The sequence below is a fragment of the Parashewanella hymeniacidonis genome, assembly GCF_016900895.1.
Classification (GTDB): Bacteria; Pseudomonadota; Gammaproteobacteria; order Enterobacterales; family Shewanellaceae; genus Parashewanella; species Parashewanella hymeniacidonis.
The window spans coordinates 1-20,973 of record NZ_JAFEUN010000084.1 but is presented as its reverse complement, the minus strand read 5'-3'; the positions used below and the strand labels follow the sequence as shown (position 1 = coordinate 20,973).

Below are 20,973 nucleotides of genomic sequence, written 5' to 3'. Positions count from 1 at the left end.
CCTTCTGGAAACGCTCACTAAAAACAAATTTGCTTTTGATATTTATCACCAGAGTTGGACTTCCTGCTCTGGCGAGCTCGCTTGTATTTGTGACTTTAGATCATATAGATCTGATCAGTCCCGCTCATTTCATAAATCAAAATATCATTTACCCAATATGTTTTATGTAAATGATATTTTGTTGGCACTTATTGCAGCTATGTGGTCACTAGGCCTTATTGAAGTGTAATATCTAATCCAATAAAACTAGAAATAACATATAACCAACCTTTCAACTCTATTAACAAGTAGTAATTTCTTGTTTGATTTTTGGTCTAAAAGACCACACTATAATATAGATTAAGCTAAATAGGGGAATAAATGAAAGAAAGAAACCTAAAAACAAAACCTTTGTTAAGTTTTTAGTTTTATTTCTTGCAAAAATATATACCAATATAGTTGATAATGGTATCCAAAAGAGTAAGAACTCTCCAAACAAATTAATATTAATACCCATTTCACCCTCTTACTACAAATAAAGTCACTTCAAATTGACTAATTGGATTTGTCTTCGGTTAACAGTTATTTTCTGAATAATTTAGGGCAACCCAAAACAATTCTCATTAAAGACGTGTTAAACAACACGTCTTTAATGTTTCATAAATATTTAAAATATCAAACAGCTTTACAAGAAATTCCGCCTGAAGAGTTTGCAGAACAAATCATCCATATCGGACCGCCACCAGAACCTCCTGCACCACCAGCTCCCCCAACAATAGTAGTGGTGACACCAACTCTGCTTCCGGCTTGTTGAAAGTCTTCAAAATTCTCTATTGGTACGTATATTTCACCAGATGTTAATAATTGATTTTTATTTAAAGGAAGCTCAACACCTTCACTGTCATGAACAGATATAAGTTTCAATGTAAAATCAGAGTTGTGATCTAATCCTGTTAATTGGAAGTTTGCATATGAACCATCTGAAAATTTGATAGTTGCAACCCATTTTAAGTTAAGAAGTTTACCTGCAAGGTTTAATACGGCACTACCATATGTATTTATTTTAGTAGATAAAGACATATTATTATTATAGTGATTTTTTACAAGAGCTTGGTTTCTGTTACTTCCAATTAAATCTAAAGAAGTATTTGCTAAATTAACAGGTACTACATATCCTGATGAATCACTGGCAAAATTGTCAAAAATTGAATCCAGTTGTGACTTTATAGCTAACTCATTGCTATTCAATGACTGTTCAATCACATGAGTCATTGGCCTTATACCTGGTTCGCTTGTAGTTATATGAACAATGGCATATTTTTTTAAAACACGATCCTCAGGATTCAAAACAAAAACTTCAGCTCTTGTTTTTCCTTCTTGCAAACCAACATATTTTGCAACAGCCTTATAATCTGAGCTGTAGTTGCAAGTAGAACATTGAGTTAATACATCAGCTCCTTCTGATTGTTTACTACATAAAAGTGATGAAAAAAACATCAGCACAAATATAAACTTTTTCATAACAATTTAATTCCCTTAAATAGTTTATTGTTTTTTAACAAAAATATAATGTCTTACAATCAAAATCTTACCAGAACCCTCTAACACAGTCACTTTATTTTTACATTTAATTAACACTTTAGGTTGAAATTACTACAACTTTGCTACGACTTTAGAGATACTAAGTCTTTAACATAAACTTTATCTCCGCCACTAAATACTGAAAAAAACAAATACCAATATAATAAAAATACATCATTCCTATTTACCATAACGTATCTTGCATGCAACTCTAAAAGTGACTTCGAGTAAAATCACCGCTAACAGCACAAAAGAACATATTATCTTACGAAAAACTGCTGAATTTAGTTAGTTAATAAATGATGATTTTCACCACAACAGCACTTGATGCAAATTTATAGCACTAACCACTATAACAGTTAATCATTAGGTCTGATTTGTCAAAAAAGAGACTGTCGAAAGAACATTATTTTGAACGAGTAGACATTAGAAATAGTATTGCAACGAATGGGCGTTACTGACTCACTTTGGGGCAAAAACGTGTTAGCGAATAAAAGTACGACCACTAAAAACGTAAGCATTCACCAGAGGGGTATTGACAATCTCAAACTCCCGTTTATTGGCATTTATAACTACAAGCTTGCCATTGTTTTGTGACACAAGTACCACCCCGCAAGTAAGTTTCACTGTTTATTTGAAAAGTCAATACGGGGCTGGTGAATGGTTACCTAAAAACAAGCTGCACTTAACTCATAACAAATCAGCTCATATCCTTCTTAAACCGACATAGTTTCAATTTCAGCTGCTTGAGATTTTAGGTAACAGGTCTTTACTAAAACATTCTCACTAAGCGCTTCGAAAATGGAAATGTCATCCTGCTGAATGAATGGCTCTGTTTTGAGATGTTCTATTAACACTCCACTACTAAGTTGGTAAATGACTTTATCGGCCAAAGATATCAATAATCGAGACAGTAATTTTTTATTGATATGGCAAGTTTCAGCAAAGTCAGCAAGTTGGTAAGCATTGATATGATCAGGCTCAAATTCATCCCCCATTGCCATAGCTAGAACATGCTTAAATTGAGGAAACATAGCAATATTTACCAAGTCATAAGCTTGTGTAAATCGCTTGTGCTTTTTATCAAAAAATAAAGAGACGTTTTTTCCGTGACTGTCGTAATTGCTTATCATCAGATTAAACAATTGCCAGTTAATCAGCCATTGCATACTTTCAACAGGTAAGGACATCGTTTTACAAAATTCAAATAGCTTCTCCAAACTGACACCATCACGAATATGTTTAACATCACGTCCATCACCTAGATTGCGTTCATATTTATGATATCTTGATAGACCCAATGCTTGGCAACCATCAATGACATGTCTTCGCATCACCTTGGAGGACTCAGCTATATATCGACGATCAAATCGCTTTACGATCAATGATGGGTGTTGACCAAATCGTCTAAATTGAATATCGGCGGTAGGTAAACCCACTGCAGCAGATAATTTCATGCAAAAGAATTCATTTAATACTAAGTTAGGGCAATTTTTCTTTTCAAACTTAAGAATATGAGTTGAACATAAAGATCCATCACCAAATCCAATTTGCTCTTCGTCATTAATAAAAACATTAAGTTTATCTTGAACTCCAGCGACACTGAGTCGTGGTTTATCATCCCAAGTAAGTAACCCAAACTCTTCTTTATTATCAAGGCGTGCGACTAACTCTTCTTCTGTGAGTATTCTTAAAGTGGCTTTCTGATTTAAAGAGTCATCACTCACAGATGATGAAAAGGTAACTGCACCGGATAAATCATTTCCAAGAGCATTGACCTGTGAATAGACATTTTTTTCAGAAACACCTAGGTTTTCAGCCAGTAGCGTTCTTGCTTCACCTTCTGGTAAGGCGTTATCAAGGTAGTTATATACAGCAGAGGCTGAATGTTGATTATCTAACGAAAGGCTTGGTGATATAGCGAACCCAGTTTGTTGCCAGTCTGGGACATATTCAAGCTTCAATAAATGTGTTTTATCATTTAGCTGTAGGCTAGCTATCTTTTTGCCACCATAATTCACATTCACTTGGTATGCTAATTTAGTTACGGCCATAGAAAGTTATACCCATTCATCATTTATTGATGGCTCATTGACAGCTAAAAGCTCTTTGGACGTTAATTGAATACCGAGTCCATTGAGTACTGCAAAAGTCGCAGCAAGCGTACAATTAGAATTACCATTTTCAATACGAGATAAGGTGTTAATTCCAACTCCACATAACGAGGCACAATCAATTAACTTCATGCCGAGCTCTGTTCTCTTTGCTTTTATCAACTGACCTAACACGTTAGCATCATTAATGTACGGTGAGCTTGGTAAAGCCGATAACGTCACTTTCTTTGCCACTTTATCTTCTCTTTTTTAATCACCATTATTGGTGAGTATATTAACTTTATTGATATTTGCAATAATAATAACCAATAGTAGTGAATAAAGTAGATAGTATTTAATTAACACCTAACATCACAAATATCGGTGATTATTTACTTTAGCTGTATACAGAAGGTTTAGTAAATTCATTATCACTGTTAGATCACTTTAAATCACCGCTGATTGGTGATCTTCTTATGAAAATAACTGATTGAATAACAATAAAAAGCTTTAGTTTTTAATTTAATATTACCAAAATTACTGTTTAGCGATCCCCCTATAGAGGCATTTAATTGACCAAGCTGCGAACTATGCAACTTAATTTTGTGTCCACTACAGGTAGAGCGGATCACCTCTAATCTGGTGACCAAATTCCACTACATACATACAGCAGAAATAAAGAATAAAGACAATCTAAGTATAAATATTGTAAAAATTGATAATATTTCCTTATAATTAGGACAGAAATAAAAAAAATGTCCTATAAAATGTCCTTAAAAAAAGAAAATTTATTAATATCAATACTGCGGACAGTTTTATGCTGCAATAACCCCGAACTCTTCAAGTTCACTGATGACTTGAGATACTTTTATTAGGGAAACGATTTGATAAACGCTTAGCTGCAGGAACCTACGCCAAAAATATTGAGCAACGCTTACTTATTGATTTGTCTTATAACTCAAGTCGATTGGAAGGGAATACTTACTCAAAGCTTGATACAGAAAGGCTTATTGAAAGTGGACTAATGGCTGATGGCAAGATCCATGAAGAAACCGTGATGATCCTTAATCACAAAGAAGCCATTCTTTTTTTAGTTGAAAACGCAGAAGAAATTGAGCTCAATAGTTTTACTATTCGAAATCTCCACTATTTATTATCGCAAGATTTACTCAAAAACCCTGAAGCTTGCGGTAATGTAAGACAAGTTGAAGTAACTATTGGAAAGAGTGCTTATCTGCCACTGAACAATCCTCATCAATTACGAGAATATCTTGAGGTTTTACTTAGAAAAGCTCAGCAAATTGTAGACCCATTTGAGCAAAGCTTCTTTCTATTACTGCATTTATCCTATTTACAAGCCTTTGAAGATGTCAACAAACGCACTGCACGACTGGCTTGCAACATTGCCTTTATTAAGGACAACCTGTGTCCTTTAAGTTTTATTGATGTCCCAAATGAAGATTACTTCAAAGCCCTGCTCTATTTTTATGAGAAAAATGATGTCAAACCCGCATTGGAGTTATTTGAATGGGCATATTCAAGATCTTGTCAGCAATACGAAGTAGTAAAAGCATCACTTGGGGAAATAGACACTTATCGTATTCAGTATAGAAATGAGCGCAAACAAGCAATGGGAGAAGTCATTCGTCAACAATTGCAAGGAAAAGCGATAGAAGCTTTTTTAAAGCAATTTTGTATCGAAAATAATGTTGAATCGCCTGATAAATTTATTGTGATGACCGAGAATGACTTAAAACAGCTTCATAGCGGAGCTATTATAGGCTTAGGAATAAAAAAAAATACATTTTATGAATGGAAGCGCAGCAGCGACTGTTTGGAATAGCTCATAGATGAAAATACTCACATGATTTATTTTCATCTGGGCTTTTTTCTCAAAGTGTTCCACCAATGCCCCACCAACACAATGTCAAACATATGATATATATAGCTTTTACACTTTCTGTATTGGTAAATAATCAATATATTTGGGGTAGATATTAACTCTACCTCTACCCCAACCTCGAACACTTTAGATTTCGACTATTTTCGAAAACAACTTAAACAATTCAGGTTTGATCCAATTAGTGCAAAATACTTCATATTTTGGTTTATTAAAGGTATAGATTTTGTTCACTGAAACCGACTCTGAAGGCCGACACATTCGAGAAACCTTATATCTGGTGTAATGTGTGAGTTCACTTAACGCAATGGGTTTACTGAACTCTAACCCTTTAGATACTTTCATATTCAAATAATACAGCTGACCATCCCACAACAGTTTTAACTTTCCTCCATCAGCTAAAAGTTCTCCTTTTAAATCTGGTGAATGAGCCATGTTAATGTCACCAGTGGCATCACTAAACATAAACAAGCCTGAAATAACCATCACCGTATAACCAAGCTTGATAAAAACTTTTTTAGGTATATTATCGATAAACAATTTAACCAGTAACGTCGATGATACAGCTGCTAAAGCAACCAAACCACCGACCTGCACTGCTTTAGAAGTTAAAATACCCAACCAGGTATACATACATATCTTCATTATATGTATGACTATTTCATTTGCAGCTCGTGTGGCAATCACTTCCTCATTGTTCAAGTTATATCTAAAATAAATTCGATTAAACAAGACACCAACAGCCCCAAGCAATGATGAAATAAGACCAACAGACAGGCCAACAATGGCTAAAATCCAATTGGGTAATGTATCGACATAATCGTCGTTTGCAGACTTTTTGAAGATCATAAATAAATTACTGATCAAAAATAGGCTTAGCGCTAATTTTAATAGAGCGGGATCTAAATATGATAATAAAAAAGCGCCTAGAGCAATACCGGGAATAGACGCCAAAACAATCCATTTCACCATGAACCATTTTATATTTTTATAGAAAATAATGATCCGCGATAATGAGCTGGTAGCGGTGCCGATAGTAATAGCAACTGGGATATGTGTTGAATTAAGGACTTGACCTAATATAGGGATAAGTACTAATCCAGCACCACCACCAGAAACTGCACTGATACTGAACGCAATGAATGACACAACAAAAACGAGAAATAAACTCACCATATCTCTATCCACCTGCACGCTATTTTAGAGTCTTTATTCAAGACTTATAACGAATTCAACAGGTTGACTGTATTACAATTAAACTTAATAAAAACTGTCTGCTTAATATGTAAGTGTAATATGCCGCTTCAGAGACTATTTTATTTTAGAATAAATAAGATTATTTTCTTTTATTAGAAAACGATCAGTGGATGCATAGCCACCTGAACCTGCTGATTTGATGGTGATTATGATTTGATTATTATCCGCTTCCACTTTATCTAGTTGGCCGTCACGTATTCGAATAACTCCATCAATAAAGTCATCATAAGGAAAATCTGGATTCGCACCATAGAGGCGAACACTCTAACTGCCGAGACTTCGAGGCTCATTTTCACCTTCTGCGACAATGACATGGCGTTTATCTTTCAATACAAATTCAAAATGCTAACTTTGAGTTGCAGTTTCACAATGACTTATTAGAGATAAATTATCGTTACTTTTAGCATGCTGTCAGTAAAAGTACACATAAAAGACCAAGACAAGTTCGCATCGATACCCCCTATTTTTACCACTTTGTAGTTGGGTGTTAATATACGCCCAATGAATGAAATCAACTAGGTAAAAGCAATTTATGGCTAAAATTGAAGTTATTGTCGGCACAACATTAGGTGGTGCGGAATATGTATCTGACGAATTGATCAGTATATTAACTGAGCAAGGGCATGAAACTGAGCAGCATTTAACGCCAGATCTTGGTGCGCTTAATACCAGTAATTTGTGGTTATTGGTAAGTTCAACTCATGGAGCAGGAGAGCTTCCAGATAATATTCAACCTTTCCACCGACAAATTTTAGAACAAAAACCGGATCTGACTGCTGTAAAATTCGCCGCTTGTTCGATTGGAGACTCCAGTTATGATACTTTTTGTGAAGGCCCAGAACTTTTGATCAAAAGTTTTCAACAGCTCGGTGCCAAAGAAATTGTGAATAAGATCCAAATTGATGTTCAACAAGAAGAGTTACCAGAAGATACTGCAATCAACTGGTTAGAAAGCTGGAAAGATCAGATCCTTTAATATCCTCCTCTTAATTTCGTATTTAACACACACCTTAGATCAGATCTATTCACAGAGTTATTCGCATTGGGATAACTCTGTGGGTAACGTTTGATCTAACTCTGATCAAGCTGGGGTAAAAAAAAGGTCATTTTAAAATAAGATCATCGCTGTGGATAACTCACCGATCTATCCCCAACTTATAACTGAGTAGATCGCGGTTTGATCACACGATCCAAATGTCGTTAACCATTGGTTTTATAAAGTAATATTCGCTTATCAACAGAAAAGTGCTCCCTTAATAATAAACAATAATAAGAAGATCTATATATAAATAAAAAGATCTATTAAAGAGATCATGTTGAAGATCGACATTTTAAATATTCAAAGATGATCATTCACCTAGTTGTGAGTAAGTGTTAAAATATCCAGCTCGCTAAAAGTGGCGATCCCTAATTTTGATCTCAATAATGATCAACCCAAAAGGGTTTTATTTTTGACGTAAAGGTGTGAAATGCATTTTCATGAACGGTTTGATGTAATAGTGGTTGGCGGTGGTCATGCCGGAACTGAAGCAGCACTTGCAGCTGCAAGAATGGGTGTAAACACGTTATTGCTTACGCATAACATTGATACTTTAGGTCAAATGTCATGTAATCCAGCCATTGGTGGTATTGGTAAAGGTCATTTAGTCAAAGAGATTGATGCTTTGGGTGGTGCAATGGCCATTGCGACCGATCATGCCGGTATCCAATTTAGAACCTTAAATTCGAGTAAAGGGCCTGCGGTTCGTGCTACTCGTGCGCAAGCTGATCGCAGTTTATATCGTCAAAAAATTCAAACCATTTTACAAAGCCAACCCAATTTGCGTTTATTTCAACAGTCAGTTGATGACTTGATCATTGAAAACGATCGAGTCGTTGGGGTCGTGACTCAGATGGGACTTGCCTTTGCTGCCGAAACAGTTGTTTTAACTGCTGGGACGTTCTTGAGTGGTAAAATTCATATTGGTCTTGAAAATTACAGTGGTGGCCGAGCAGGTGATCCACCGTCCATCAGTTTAGCCCAACGTTTAAAAGAGTTGCCGATGCGAATTGGTCGTTTAAAGACGGGGACACCACCACGTCTCGACGCAAATAGCATTGATTTTTCAAAGATGCAAGAACAAAAAGGTGATGACCCATTGCCGATAATGTCATTTATTGGTGATGTTAATCAGCATCCTGAACAGGTCAGCTGCCATATTACCCATACCAATGAGCAAACCCATGACATTATCCGTGGTGGATTAGATCGAAGCCCTATGTACAGCGGCGAGATTGAGGGCGTTGGCCCGAGATACTGTCCGTCAATTGAAGATAAGATCATGCGCTTTGCAGATAAAAATTCGCATCAGATCTTTATTGAACCTGAAGGATTAAATACCAATGAAATCTATCCAAATGGTATATCCACCAGCCTACCATTTGATGTACAACTGAATTTGGTACGCTCCATTCAAGGGATGGAAAATGCGCAGATCATTCGCCCTGGTTATGCCATCGAGTATGATTACTTTGATCCACGAGATCTAAAGAATTCCTTAGAAACAAAATACATTTCTGGGTTGTTCTTTGCAGGACAAATCAATGGTACTACTGGCTACGAAGAAGCCGGTGCTCAAGGGTTATTAGCTGGTATGAATGCCGCTTTGCAAGTGCAAGGTAAGGATTCATGGTGCCCTCGTCGTGATGAAGCTTACCTTGGTGTATTGGTTGATGATCTTTCAACACTGGGTACCAAAGAGCCATATCGTATGTTTACCAGTAGAGCAGAATATCGCTTACTGCTGCGTGAAGATAATGCTGATATGCGTTTGACTGAAAAAGGTCGTGAACTTGGCTTAGTGGATGATGAACGTTGGCAGGTATTCAATGATAAGCGTGAAGCGATTGAGACTGAATTACAGCGTTTACGGAGCCAATGGGTGCATCCAAAATCGGGTTTAGTGGATATTCTTAATCCACATCTCAATACGCCAATTTCTCGTGAAGCCACGTTTGAAGAATTATTGCGTCGCCCTGAAATGGATTATGGAAAATTAACCTCCATTGAAGGTTTTGGCCCAGCGATTGAAGATCCTCTTGCCGCAGAGCAAGTACAAATTCAAGTAAAGTATTCAGGATATATTCAACGGCAGCTGCAAGAAATAGAAAAACAGCAACGAAATGAAAATACGGGTTTACCCGTCAAATTAGATTATCAAGAAGTACCTGGGCTCTCAAATGAAGTGATCGCCAAACTGAATGAAGCCAGACCTGAAACCATTGGTCAGGCTTCACGGATCTCAGGGATCACTCCGGCAGCAATTTCAATTTTATTAGTGCATCTTAAGAAACGTGGCCTTTTGAGAAAGAGCGCTTAATCACTCAATCTGTTATGCTTTATTGAACAAGGGAAGCTTTTTGCTTCCCTTGTTGTTTTCTGGACGTCATAATATGGGGTTGAATTTTATTATGAGATCTTGAAACACATGACATCTGAACTGAAGCAGCAACTTGTTCATTATCTTTTTCAAGCTGAAATTACAATTACTGAGCAACAACAGCAGCAATTGGTTGGTTTAGTTGCTATGCTCAATAAATGGAACAAAGCCTATAATTTGACTTCAGTTCGAGATCCTATGCAAATGCTGGTTCGCCATATCATGGACAGCGTTGTGGTATCAAAACATCTTAACGGACAACGTTTTATTGATGTGGGTACCGGCCCTGGATTACCAGGCTTGCCGTTGGCCATCATCAATCCAGATAAAGAATTTGTATTACTGGACAGTTTAGGTAAGCGTATTCGCTTTCAAAAACAGGTACAGTTTGAGCTGGGCATTCATAACGTCACCTCAGTGGAAAGTCGAGTTGAAGCCTATCAAGACGAACAAGGTTTTGATGGCGTACTAAGTCGGGCATTTGCATCGGTGCAAGATATGTTAAATTGGTGTCATCATTTGCCGAAATCCGACGGTGTATTTTATGCACTTAAAGGACAATTAACCGATGATGAGCTGGCACAATTACCTGAAGGTTTTGACGTTATTGAGACCATAGATTTAAAAGTGCCCGCTTTAGATGAGCAACGTCATCTATTAAAAATTATTAAGAGCTAACGCAGTTTCAGGCTGAACAATAGGATATTAGCGTGGGAAAAATCATTGCCGTAGCGAACCAAAAAGGTGGCGTAGGAAAAACAACAACCTGTGTGAATTTAGCAGCATCACTGGCTGCAACCAAGCGCCGTGTATTGTTAATTGATCTCGATCCTCAAGGTAATGCCACCATGGGCAGCGGCGTTGATAAATATGATGTCAATCGTACTGCTTATGATTTATTAGTGGATGAAACGCCATTCAATGACGTTGTCATTAAAGATACTGCAGGTAAATACGATTTAATTGCAGCGAACGCTGATGTTACGGCCGCTGAAATTAAGTTGATGGAGTTTTTTGCTCGTGAAGTACGCTTAAAAAATGCGTTAATGCCAATTAAAGATGATTATGATTTTATTTTTATTGATTGCCCACCGTCACTGAACATGTTGACGGTTAACGCCATGTCAGCCGCTGACAGCGCATTAGTGCCGATGCAATGTGAGTATTATGCACTGGAAGGTCTTACTGCTCTTCTTGATACCATCAGTAAGCTTGCGGCTATGGTTAATCCTGGATTGGCGATTGAAGGCATTCTGCGCACCATGTACGACCCAAGAAATCGTTTAGCTAATGATGTGTCCGATCAGCTTAAAAATCATTTTGGTGATAAAGTGTACCGCACTGTTATTCCTCGCAACGTACGTTTAGCTGAGGCGCCAAGCTTTGGTGCACCTGCCATGTATTATGATAAGTCGAGTGCAGGAGCTAAAGCCTATTTAGCGCTGGCGGGTGAAATCATTCGCCGTTCAGAGCAAGTCAGTGCGCAGCCAGCTTAAGGAAGTATTATGAATTTAAAAAAACGTGGCCTAGGGAAAGGCTTAGATGCATTGCTAAGCACCAGCATGGCTTCAAACCAAAAAATTCAGCAACAAGCGAAAGAAGTTACTGATGCCGTTGAAACCCAGGGCGTTCCGGGTCATAACGAATTAATCCGTTTGGATGTAGATTTACTAGAGCCTGGAAAGTATCAACCGCGCAAAGATATGTCACCAGATGCATTGGATGAGCTTGCCGAGTCTATTCGAGTTCAAGGTATTATCCAGCCTATTGTTGTGCGTAAGCTTGACCATGGAACTCATTACGAAATTATTGCTGGTGAACGTCGTTGGCGTGCGTCTATGCAAGCAGGGCTTGAACGTGTCCCTTGTATTGTTAAACAAGTGCCTGATGAAGCCGCTGTTGCGATTGCCTTGATTGAAAATATTCAGCGTGAAGACTTAAATGCGATGGAAGAAGCCATCGCTTTGAATCGGTTGATTGAAGAATTTGAATTAACGCATCAACAAACGGCTGATGCGGTAGGTAAATCCCGAACTACTGTAACGAATTTGTTACGTTTGAACTCTCTTAATGAACCTGTTAAGCGTTTACTAGAACACGGTGATCTCGATATGGGGCACGCTCGTGCACTACTCGCTGTGGAGGGGGACGAACAAACAAACCTTGCAAAACAAGTGGTTGCGAAAGAGTTGACCGTGCGTGACACTGAGCGCTTAGTCAATAAAACACTCAATCCAGTCAAAGAGACAAAACAGATACAAAAAGATAACGATGTTGTACGCTTAGAATCTGAGCTGGTTGAACGCTTAGGAGCGAAAGTTTCTATCAGTCACAACAGCAAAGGAAAAGGTAAAATCGTCATTAACTACCAAGATCTGTCTGAATTGGACGGAATTCTTAGCAAAATCCGCTAAAAACGAGCGAATTTCACATCAAAAATATTGACCTATGTAACATTACGACAGACTGTTTATGTGACATGACAGTCTGTAAGCCTTAAATCTGATTACAAAGTCTCGTTTTTCAACATCTCAAAGTTGCATTGCAAGCCTAAGCGGGTATACTTTCGCAAGCTTTTTTGTCCTTCAAAATTTGATCCGCTTCAAAAAGTGGGTTGAAAGGTGAGAAAGTCCGTATGTGGAGAAGACAGTTTGACGAATATTTTAGCTCGCCGAGGTCGCACGGCCGCCTATAAATTAGTGTTGGTTCAAGTGACAGTGGCAGTGTTAACGGCAATTGTCTTTTCTACCGTGTGGGAATTGTATACTGGGCTAGCAGCTTTGGCTGGTGGTATGGTAGCTGCAATTCCTAATTTTGTATTCGCAACCCTTGCTTTCTCCAAAAGTGGAGCAAGTCAATCCGATAAAGTCTTAAAAAGCTTTTATTGGGGGGAAGCGGTAAAGCTGCTGCTAACCATTGTGTTTTTCAGTTTGATTTTTAGTCAACTTAAATTGGCATTTATGCCAGTGTTTGTTGGGTATCTTGTCACTCTGATGGTGCACTGGACAGCGCCTTTGTACTTCAAGCAAAGTTAAGTAGGATGAATCATGGCTGCAACTGGTGAAGCGCTAACACCGCAGGGCTATATCCAACATCACCTTACCAACTTAAGTGTTGGTGAAGGGATTTGGGCATGGCACATTGATTCATTGTTCTTTTCGGTTGGTTTGGGTGTTTTATTCTTGTGGTTGTTCCGCTCTGTTGCCAAAAATGCTACAACAGGTGTCCCAGGGAAGCTGCAATGCTTCGTTGAGATGATTGTTGAGTTTGTCGACAACAGTGTTAAAGAGACCTTCCACGGCAAAAATGCTTTGATTGCACCTCTTGCGTTAACTATTTTCGTATGGATATTCCTGATGAACTTCATGGATATGGTTCCAGTTGATTGGCTACCTCACGTAGCTGCATTAATGGGGATCCCATATATGAAAGTGGTTCCAACGACTGACGTAAACATTACCTTCAGCTTAGCTATTGGTGTGTTTTTGCTGATTATTTATTACAGCATTAAAGTCAAAGGTGTTTCAGGCTTTGTGAAAGAACTGACACTACAGCCTTTTAACCATAAGGCAATGATACCAGTCAACCTCCTGTTAGAATCCGTAACGTTAATTGCGAAGCCGATTTCTTTGGCACTTCGTTTGTTCGGTAACTTGTATGCAGGTGAGTTGATCTTCATCCTTATTGCGCTTATGTACGGTACTAACTTGGCGTTATCAGCTCTAGGTGTATCACTACAACTAGGTTGGTTAATCTTCCATATTTTGGTTATTACCCTACAGGCATTTATCTTCATGATGTTGACCATTGTTTATTTAAGCATGGCACATGAAGATCATTAAGGATTGCTGAAGAAAATTTTTTAAACTAAATCAAACAACTAAATTAGATTTAGAATCGGAGATAAAGATGGAAACGATTTTAGGTATGACAGCAATCGCTGTTGCTCTACTGATTGGTATGGGTGCACTTGGTACTGCAATCGGTTTCGGCCTATTGGGTGGCAAGTTTTTGGAAGGCGCTGCTCGCCAACCAGAAATGGCTCCTATGCTTCAAGTTAAGATGTTCATCGTAGCGGGTCTTCTTGACGCCGTAACTATGATCGGTGTTGGTATTGCATTATTTATGCTATTCACTAACCCACTAGGTGGCATGCTTTAACACACGCTTCTGTCTTAACTCTAACTAGGAGGCTGTTGTGAATTTCAACATCACCCTACTCGGTCAGACGGTAGCTTTCATTATCTTCGTGTGGTTCTGCATGAAGTTTATTTGGCCACCTCTTATGAGTGCAATTGAAGAGCGCCAAAAGAAGATTGCTGACGGTCTTGCTGATGCGGATCGCGCCGCGAAAGACTTAGAGTTGGCTCAAGCGAAAGCTACAGACCAACTTAAAGAAGCTAAGGTAACTGCTAACGAAATTATTGAGTCCGCTAACAAGCGTAAAGCTCAAATCGTTGATGAAGCAAAAACCGAAGCAGACGCTGAACGTGCGAAAATTATCGCTCAGGGTCACGCAGAAATTGAAGCTGAACGTAACCGTGCAAAAGAAGACCTGCGTAAGCAAGTGGCTTCTTTAGCTATTCAAGGTGCTGAAAAAATCCTTGAGCGTTCTATTGATCAAAGTGCTCACAGTGACATCGTTGAAAAACTTGTTGCTGAAATTTGATAAGGGAGTTGAGTTATGGCTGAGTTAACCACCATTGCTCGCCCTTACGCAAAGGCAGCGTTTGATCATGCGGTTGAAAGCAACACGGTAGACACTTGGGCAGAAATGCTTGAGTTTGCTGGTGCTGTTGCTAACCACAAAGACGTAAACCCAATGTTAAAAGGTGCGATGGCGCCACAGCAATTAGCTGAATTTTTCATTGGTATTTGTGGTGAGCAAGTCAATGCGCACGGTCAAAACCTGATCAAAGTAATGGCTGAAAACGGACGTTTGGAAGTATTGCCTGCGGTATCTGAATTATACGCTGAGTTTCGTAATGAATGGGCCAAGGAAGTTGAAGCTGAAGTGATTTCAGCAACCGACTTGAGCACTGAGAAACAAGCAGAAATTGCCGCAAGTCTTGAAAAACGTTTAGCACGCAAAGTAAAGCTGAATTGCAGCATAGATGCTAGCTTAGTCGCTGGTGTCATTATCAAAGCAGGCGACTTAGTCATTGATGGTTCTGTACGTGGTAAATTATCACGTCTAAACGATGACTTATTGTCGTAATTGGGAGTTTGAGCATGCAACTGAATTCCACTGAAATCAGCGATCTGATTAAACAGCGGATCGAGCAGTTCGAAGTCGTCAGTGAAGCTCGCAACGAAGGTACTATCGTTGCAGTAAGTGACGGCATCATCCGCATCCACGGCCTAGCGGACGTAATGCAAGGTGAGATGATCGAATTGCCAGGCAACCGTTATGCAATCGCGTTGAACTTAGAACGTGATTCTGTAGGTGCCGTAGTAATGGGCTCATATGCCGGATTGGCAGAGGGCGTAAAAGTTAAAACGACTGGCCGTATTCTAGAAGTACCTGTAGGTCGTGGTCTTCTTGGTCGTGTTGTGAACACACTGGGTGAGCCAATTGACGGTAAAGGACCTATCGATAATGATGGTTTCTCTCCTGTTGAAGTGATTGCTCCTGGTGTTATTGAACGTAAGTCAGTATCACAACCAATCCAAACCGGTTATAAAGCCGTTGACTCTATGATCCCAATCGGTCGTGGTCAGCGTGAGCTTATTATTGGTGACCGTCAAACAGGTAAGACGGCGATGGCAATCGATGCCATCATCAATCAGAAAGACTCTGGTGTTTCTTGTGTTTATGTTGCTGTTGGTCAAAAAGCTTCTACTATCGCTAACGTGGTACGTAAGCTTGAAGAACACGGCGCACTTCAAAACACAATTGTTGTTGTAGCTACCGCTTCTGAAGCTGCTGCACTGCAATTTTTAGCACCATATTCTGGTTGTTCAATGGGTGAATACTTCCGTGACCGCGGTGAAGATGCGCTGATCGTATATGATGATTTGTCTAAGCAAGCTGTTGCTTACCGTCAAATCTCATTGCTATTGAAGCGTCCACCAGGCCGTGAAGCATACCCAGGTGACGTATTCTATCTACACTCTCGTTTACTTGAGCGTGCATCACGCGTAAACGAAGCCTATGTAGAGAAGTTTACTAACGGTGAAGTAAAAGGAAAGACTGGTTCTTTGACCGCTCTACCTCTTATTGAAACCCAAGCGGGTGATGTATCCGCGTTCGTACCGACTAACGTAATTTCGATTACAGATGGTCAGATCTTCCTTGAAACTGATTTATTTAACTCAGGCCTACGTCCTGCTGTTAACCCAGGTATATCAGTATCTCGTGTAGGTGGTGCAGCGCAGACTAAGATCATCAAGAAACTGTCAGGCGGTATCCGTACTGCACTTGCACAGTATCGTGAGCTTGCAGCGTTCTCTCAGTTTGCATCTGACTTAGATGATGCAACTCGTGCTCAACTTGAGCATGGTGAGCGTGTTACTGAACTTATGAAGCAAAAGCAATACGCTCCTATGAGTGTAGCGGATCAAGCAGTGTCAATTTTCTCTGCTGAAAAAGGCTACCTTAAAGCGGTTGCGCTAAATAAAGTCGGTAATTTCGAAGCCGCTTTGCTCTCTTACATGAACAGCGAGCATGCTGATCTTCTAAAAACCATCAACGAGACTGGCGACTATAACGCTGACATCGAAGCTGGTTTGAAGGCTGGCCTCGACAAGTTCGTAGAAACCCAAACCTGGTAGTAAAACAAGAGGTGTCTTAAGGCACCTCAGGTCCAGAATTGGAGAGTAAAGATGGCCGGCGCTAAAGAGATTAAAACTAAGATCGCGAGTGTTCAAAACACTCAGAAGATCACCTCCGCGATGGAGATGGTCGCAGCAAGCAAAATGCGCAGAGCGCAGGACCGCATGGCTGCGAGTCGTCCTTATGCGGAAAGTATGCGTAAGGTGATCGGTCACGTCGCACAAGGTTCTCTCGAATATAAACATCCTTATTTGGAAGTGAGAGAAGCTAAGCGGGTTGGTTACATTGTTGTGGCAACCGACCGTGGTCTTTGTGGTGGTCTGAACGTCAACTTATTTAAAAAAGTGGCGGCAGACGTGAAAAACTATATGGATAAGGGTGTCGAAGTGGATTTTTGTCCAATCGGTTCTCGAAGCGTACAGTTTTTCAATAGCTTTGGTGGCAACATTGTTTCGCACGCATCAGGTTTAGGTGACGCACCGTCGTTATCTGATTTGATTGGTACGGTACGTGTCATGCTCGAAGCTTACAACGAAGGCAAATTGGATCGTTTGTATGTGGTATTCAACAAGTTTGAAAATACCATGGTGCAAACTCCAGTGATCGAACAGCTACTACCTTTGCCGAAGTCCGAGAACGAAGATGAGTTTATTGGTCACAGCTGGGACTACATTTACGAGCCAGATCCAAAAGCACTTTTGGATACATTATTGGTCCGTTATGTTGAATCTCAAGTGTACCAAGGTGTTGTTGAAAATATTGCGTCTGAACAAGCTGCCCGTATGGTAGCAATGAAGGCTGCAACCGACAACGCAGGTGATCTTATCAACGATTTGCAACTGGTTTATAACAAAGCCCGTCAGTCTGCTATTACGCAAGAACTGTCGGAAATTGTATCCGGTGCAGCTGCGGTTTAAGCAAGGTTAAATAGATATTTAGAGGATTAATCATGAGCACAGGTACTGTTGTCCAAGTTATTGGCGCGGTTGTGGACGTTGAGTTTCCACATGATGCTGTACCTCAGGTATATGACGCTCTAAAAATCACTGGTGAAGGAACTTGTAACGGGTTGGTGCTTGAAGTTCAGCAACAACTTGGTGGTGGCGTAGTACGTGCCATTGCAATGGGTTCATCAGATGGTTTGCGTCGTGGTATCGAGGTTGAAAACTCAGGATCACCAATTCAAGTTCCAGTTGGTTCGGCTACACTAGGCCGTATCATGAACGTATTGGGTGAGCCAATTGATGAAGCTGGCGAAATCGGCGAAGACGATCGTTACGTTATCCACCGTGAAGCTCCTTCATATGAAGATCAGTCAAATACAACTGAACTTCTTGAAACTGGTATCAAAGTAATCGATCTAGTTTGTCCATTCGCTAAGGGTGGTAAAGTAGGTTTATTCGGTGGTGCGGGTGTTGGTAAGACCGTTAACATGATGGAACTTATTAACAACATCGCAAAAGCCCACTCAGGTCTTTCAGTTTTCGCTGGTGTTGGTGAGCGTACTCGTGAGGGTAACGACTTCTACTACGAGATGGAAGAATCAGGCGTACTTGATAAAGTAGCCATGGTTTACGGCCAAATGAATGAGCCTCCAGGAAACCGTTTACGTGTTGCTTTGACTGGTCTAACAATGGCTGAGAAGTTCCGTGACGAAGGTAAAGACGTACTATTGTTCGTCGATAACATCTATCGTTACACACTAGCGGGTACTGAAGTATCAGCACTGCTAGGTCGTATGCCATCAGCGGTAGGTTATCAACCAACTCTTGCAGAAGAGATGGGTGTACTTCAGGAACGTATTACATCGACTAAGACAGGTTCTATTACTTCTGTTCAAGCCGTTTACGTACCTGCAGATGACTTAACGGATCCATCACCAGCAACAACGTTTGCTCACTTGGATGCGACCGTAGTATTGTCACGTCAAATTGCATCGCTCGGTATTTACCCTGCGGTTGACCCACTGGATTCGACTTCACGTCAATTAGATCCACAAGTAGTTGGTCAAGAGCACTATGACACGGCAAACGGTGTACAAACTGTATTGCAACGTTATAAAGAGCTGAAAGACATCATTGCTATTCTGGGTATGGATGAGTTATCTGATGAAGATAAAACAACTGTATTCCGTGCACGTAAGATCGAGCGTTTCTTATCGCAACCGTTCTTCGTAGCAGAAGTCTTCACGGGTTCTCCTGGTAAGTACGTTTCTCTGAAAGACACGATTGCAGGCTTTAAAGGTCTGTTAAATGGTGACTATGATGATATTCCAGAGCAAGCGTTCTACATGGTTGGTTCTATCGAAGAAGCGGTAGAGAAAGCCAACAAGTAATAATGAGTTGTTGGGTCTAAACCTTGTTTAGACCTGATACCTTAAGGAGACCGGATGGCAGCCATGACAGTACATATTGATATCGTAAGTGCAGAAAGCAGCATCTTTAACGGCCGAGTGTCACACTTGCAAGTTACAGGTGAAGAAGGTGATTTAGGTATTATGCCGGGTCATACGCCACTGCTGACGACCATCAAACCTGGCATGGCGCGCATCGTCAAGCAAGACGGCTCTGAAGAAGTGTTTTACTTATCTGGCGGAATGCTAGAAGTACAACCTTCATCAGTAGCGGTATTGGCTGATGTGGTTATGCGTGCCGATGACATTGATGAGCAAGCGGCGCTTGAAGCGAAAAAGCGTGCTGAAGCGTTAATCGCTGAAGCAGGCCAAGACTTCAATTATGAAGCAGCAATGGTGGAGTTATCCAAAGCCATGGCACAGCTTCGCGTTGTTGAAACCATCAAGAAGAACATTGCCAGATAATCAGCTGATTATGACGTTAAAAGGCGGCCTTTAGGTCGCCTTTTTTGTTTGCCCAGCGAAGCTGGCAAACCCGACAGGTTGAAAGAAACCTGTATCGCCCCGACTGAGGGGAAGATAATCCGAATGGCAAGGGCGTTTTTGGCTAACGGCAGGATCTGAAGGAAGCCATAGGAAGTTAGAGGAACACAGCGAAAGTGAACCTGATTCGGCATAATAGAGAGGTAAGCGTCCGAAATAGCGCAACGCCAAATACTCAGTCAGCTCTATTGTGTGTTTGAGGGTGGGATTTCTAACAGGGAGCCAGTGCAGTAACTGGGGAAGCCTGACACCGACTCTGAAATTCAGAAGCTTTTATTCAAGAGGAAACTCAAGGTGAAAGTGGGTGCGAGGTGGCAGATGATCCCGTAGTAGTGAGTAAAATCCAGCCGATGAAAGCCAGTAATGGTGTGGAGGAGAAAACTGGGTTGACCAACAGCTGCGTTTGTTGGCGGCATTTGAAGCCAAAAGCTCAAATGTCAGGCGAAGGGGTGAAGCTTAATTTAAGTTTGTCATGGACAGATGTTTTTTTTGGAACCCATCAAACTTGGGTAACAAATTAAGAGGATAAATCTGAGGAGAAAAGCTTTATTTTTTAGATAATAAGTCGACCAAGACAACTATTAAAATAAAATGGCGATTCTAAACAAAACACCTCTCAACTCCTCAGATAAGCATGATCTTCGACCCTGTAATTAATTCTGGTTTACTTTATTCTATTGATGCTAATGAGATGAATACACGTCTGATTTTTACAGTTGCCTCAATTTCAATGAACATAAATTAACTTGTCCTTATTCTCATCATTGTTTGCATCAGTAATAAAAATAACAATGTCTATACTTTGGACAATATTCAATATGTTGGGGAAAATTATGAGAAATAAAGTATTTACATTAATAGCCGGAGTGCTATCAATGTTCTCTTGGCAAGCATTTGCTGATCCGAGTGCTGATAATTGCTCTTCTGAAGGAACTTTTTCAAATCCTATTACTCGATGCTGCAGTTTTTAGCGCTTGATAAAAAGTTGATTTGACTTTATAGGTCAAACTACTGCTGCGACTCCATGCTAAGGCATCCAAAGCATAATCAGCATCACAACAGCAGTCTGAAGT

The 20,973-nt window shown here is 39.9% G+C and carries 20 protein-coding genes and 1 pseudogene; 16 read left to right on the top strand and 5 right to left on the bottom strand.

All coding sequences use genetic code 11. The features are described from left to right. A partial coding sequence (locus tag JQC92_RS15720; protein ID WP_205000524.1) for a hypothetical protein occupies positions 1 to 229 on the top strand: 229 nt, incomplete at its 5' end. A gap of 425 nt (positions 230 to 654) precedes the next feature. On the opposite strand, the gene JQC92_RS15715 is transcribed toward JQC92_RS15720, so the two are convergent. From JQC92_RS15715 to JQC92_RS22695, 3 genes are all read right to left on the bottom strand, one after another. Further along, positions 655 to 1,500: a hypothetical protein gene (locus tag JQC92_RS15715; RefSeq protein ID WP_205000523.1), complete on the bottom strand. Its 846-nt coding sequence runs from the start codon at positions 1,498 to 1,500 to the stop codon at positions 655 to 657. Between the two features lie 776 nt (positions 1,501 to 2,276). After that, entirely contained in the window at positions 2,277 to 3,614 is a 1,338-nt protein-coding gene (locus JQC92_RS15710; protein ID WP_205000522.1) for a HipA domain-containing protein, read from the bottom strand. A gap of 6 nt (positions 3,615 to 3,620) precedes the next feature. Further along, complete coding sequence (locus JQC92_RS22695) at positions 3,621 to 3,908, bottom strand: helix-turn-helix domain-containing protein (protein WP_205000521.1); 288 nt, start codon at positions 3,906 to 3,908, stop codon at positions 3,621 to 3,623. Between the two features lie 802 nt (positions 3,909 to 4,710). On the opposite strand from JQC92_RS22695, the gene JQC92_RS15700 reads away from it, so the two are divergent. Beyond that, positions 4,711 to 5,496: a Fic family protein gene (locus tag JQC92_RS15700; RefSeq protein WP_239480592.1), complete on the top strand. Its 786-nt coding sequence runs from the start codon at positions 4,711 to 4,713 to the stop codon at positions 5,494 to 5,496. A gap of 186 nt (positions 5,497 to 5,682) precedes the next feature. On the opposite strand, the gene JQC92_RS15695 is transcribed toward JQC92_RS15700, so the two are convergent. Both JQC92_RS15695 and JQC92_RS23230 read right to left on the bottom strand, forming a co-directional pair. After that, entirely contained in the window at positions 5,683 to 6,729 is a 1,047-nt protein-coding gene (locus tag JQC92_RS15695) for a sulfite exporter TauE/SafE family protein (RefSeq protein ID WP_205000520.1), read from the bottom strand. A 135-nt stretch (positions 6,730 to 6,864) separates the two neighbouring features. Then, positions 6,865 to 7,062: pseudogene (locus tag JQC92_RS23230) on the bottom strand (PliI family lysozyme inhibitor of I-type lysozyme); the annotation flags it as partial. Positions 7,063 to 7,342: 280 nt separating this feature from the next. On the opposite strand from JQC92_RS23230, the gene mioC reads away from it, so the two are divergent. From mioC to JQC92_RS15620, 14 genes are all read left to right on the top strand, one after another. Beyond that, entirely contained in the window at positions 7,343 to 7,786 is a 444-nt protein-coding gene (mioC, locus tag JQC92_RS15685; protein ID WP_205000519.1) for an FMN-binding protein MioC, read from the top strand. Between the two features lie 493 nt (positions 7,787 to 8,279). Then, positions 8,280 to 10,169: a tRNA uridine-5-carboxymethylaminomethyl(34) synthesis enzyme MnmG gene (gene mnmG, locus JQC92_RS15680; protein WP_205000518.1), complete on the top strand. Its 1,890-nt coding sequence runs from the start codon at positions 8,280 to 8,282 to the stop codon at positions 10,167 to 10,169. Between the two features lie 108 nt (positions 10,170 to 10,277). Beyond that, a complete protein-coding gene (rsmG, locus tag JQC92_RS15675; protein WP_205000517.1) occupies positions 10,278 to 10,907 on the top strand; it encodes a 16S rRNA (guanine(527)-N(7))-methyltransferase RsmG in 630 nt (209 codons plus the stop codon). A gap of 32 nt (positions 10,908 to 10,939) precedes the next feature. Continuing rightward, positions 10,940 to 11,725 (top strand): AAA family ATPase, encoded by a 786-nt coding sequence (locus JQC92_RS15670; RefSeq protein ID WP_205000516.1) that lies wholly within the window; start codon positions 10,940 to 10,942, stop codon positions 11,723 to 11,725. A 9-nt stretch (positions 11,726 to 11,734) separates the two neighbouring features. Further along, positions 11,735 to 12,643, top strand: coding sequence for a ParB/RepB/Spo0J family partition protein (locus JQC92_RS15665; protein WP_205000515.1), 909 nt, complete (start codon positions 11,735 to 11,737; stop codon positions 12,641 to 12,643). A 237-nt stretch (positions 12,644 to 12,880) separates the two neighbouring features. Beyond that, positions 12,881 to 13,264, top strand: coding sequence for an ATP synthase subunit I (locus JQC92_RS15660; protein ID WP_205000525.1), 384 nt, complete (start codon positions 12,881 to 12,883; stop codon positions 13,262 to 13,264). Positions 13,265 to 13,276: 12 nt separating this feature from the next. Further along, on the top strand, positions 13,277 to 14,071 hold the full coding sequence (atpB, locus tag JQC92_RS15655; protein WP_129945260.1) for a F0F1 ATP synthase subunit A: 795 nt from the start codon (positions 13,277 to 13,279) through the stop codon (positions 14,069 to 14,071). Between the two features lie 67 nt (positions 14,072 to 14,138). Beyond that, positions 14,139 to 14,390: a F0F1 ATP synthase subunit C gene (gene atpE, locus JQC92_RS15650; RefSeq protein WP_121837924.1), complete on the top strand. Its 252-nt coding sequence runs from the start codon at positions 14,139 to 14,141 to the stop codon at positions 14,388 to 14,390. Between the two features lie 37 nt (positions 14,391 to 14,427). Continuing rightward, complete coding sequence (atpF, locus tag JQC92_RS15645; RefSeq protein WP_129945259.1) at positions 14,428 to 14,898, top strand: F0F1 ATP synthase subunit B; 471 nt, start codon at positions 14,428 to 14,430, stop codon at positions 14,896 to 14,898. A gap of 15 nt (positions 14,899 to 14,913) precedes the next feature. Then, positions 14,914 to 15,447: a F0F1 ATP synthase subunit delta gene (atpH, locus tag JQC92_RS15640; RefSeq protein WP_205000514.1), complete on the top strand. Its 534-nt coding sequence runs from the start codon at positions 14,914 to 14,916 to the stop codon at positions 15,445 to 15,447. Positions 15,448 to 15,461: 14 nt separating this feature from the next. Further along, on the top strand, positions 15,462 to 17,003 hold the full coding sequence (gene atpA / locus JQC92_RS15635) for a F0F1 ATP synthase subunit alpha (protein WP_205000513.1): 1,542 nt from the start codon (positions 15,462 to 15,464) through the stop codon (positions 17,001 to 17,003). A 51-nt stretch (positions 17,004 to 17,054) separates the two neighbouring features. Then, positions 17,055 to 17,921 (top strand): F0F1 ATP synthase subunit gamma, encoded by an 867-nt coding sequence (atpG, locus tag JQC92_RS15630; RefSeq protein ID WP_205000512.1) that lies wholly within the window; start codon positions 17,055 to 17,057, stop codon positions 17,919 to 17,921. A gap of 32 nt (positions 17,922 to 17,953) precedes the next feature. Beyond that, a complete protein-coding gene (gene atpD, locus JQC92_RS15625) occupies positions 17,954 to 19,339 on the top strand; it encodes a F0F1 ATP synthase subunit beta (RefSeq protein WP_129945255.1) in 1,386 nt (461 codons plus the stop codon). A gap of 54 nt (positions 19,340 to 19,393) precedes the next feature. Further along, positions 19,394 to 19,822, top strand: a complete 429-nt coding sequence (locus JQC92_RS15620) for a F0F1 ATP synthase subunit epsilon (protein WP_205000511.1) — start codon at positions 19,394 to 19,396, stop codon at positions 19,820 to 19,822. Positions 19,823 to 20,973 lie beyond the last annotated feature (1,151 nt).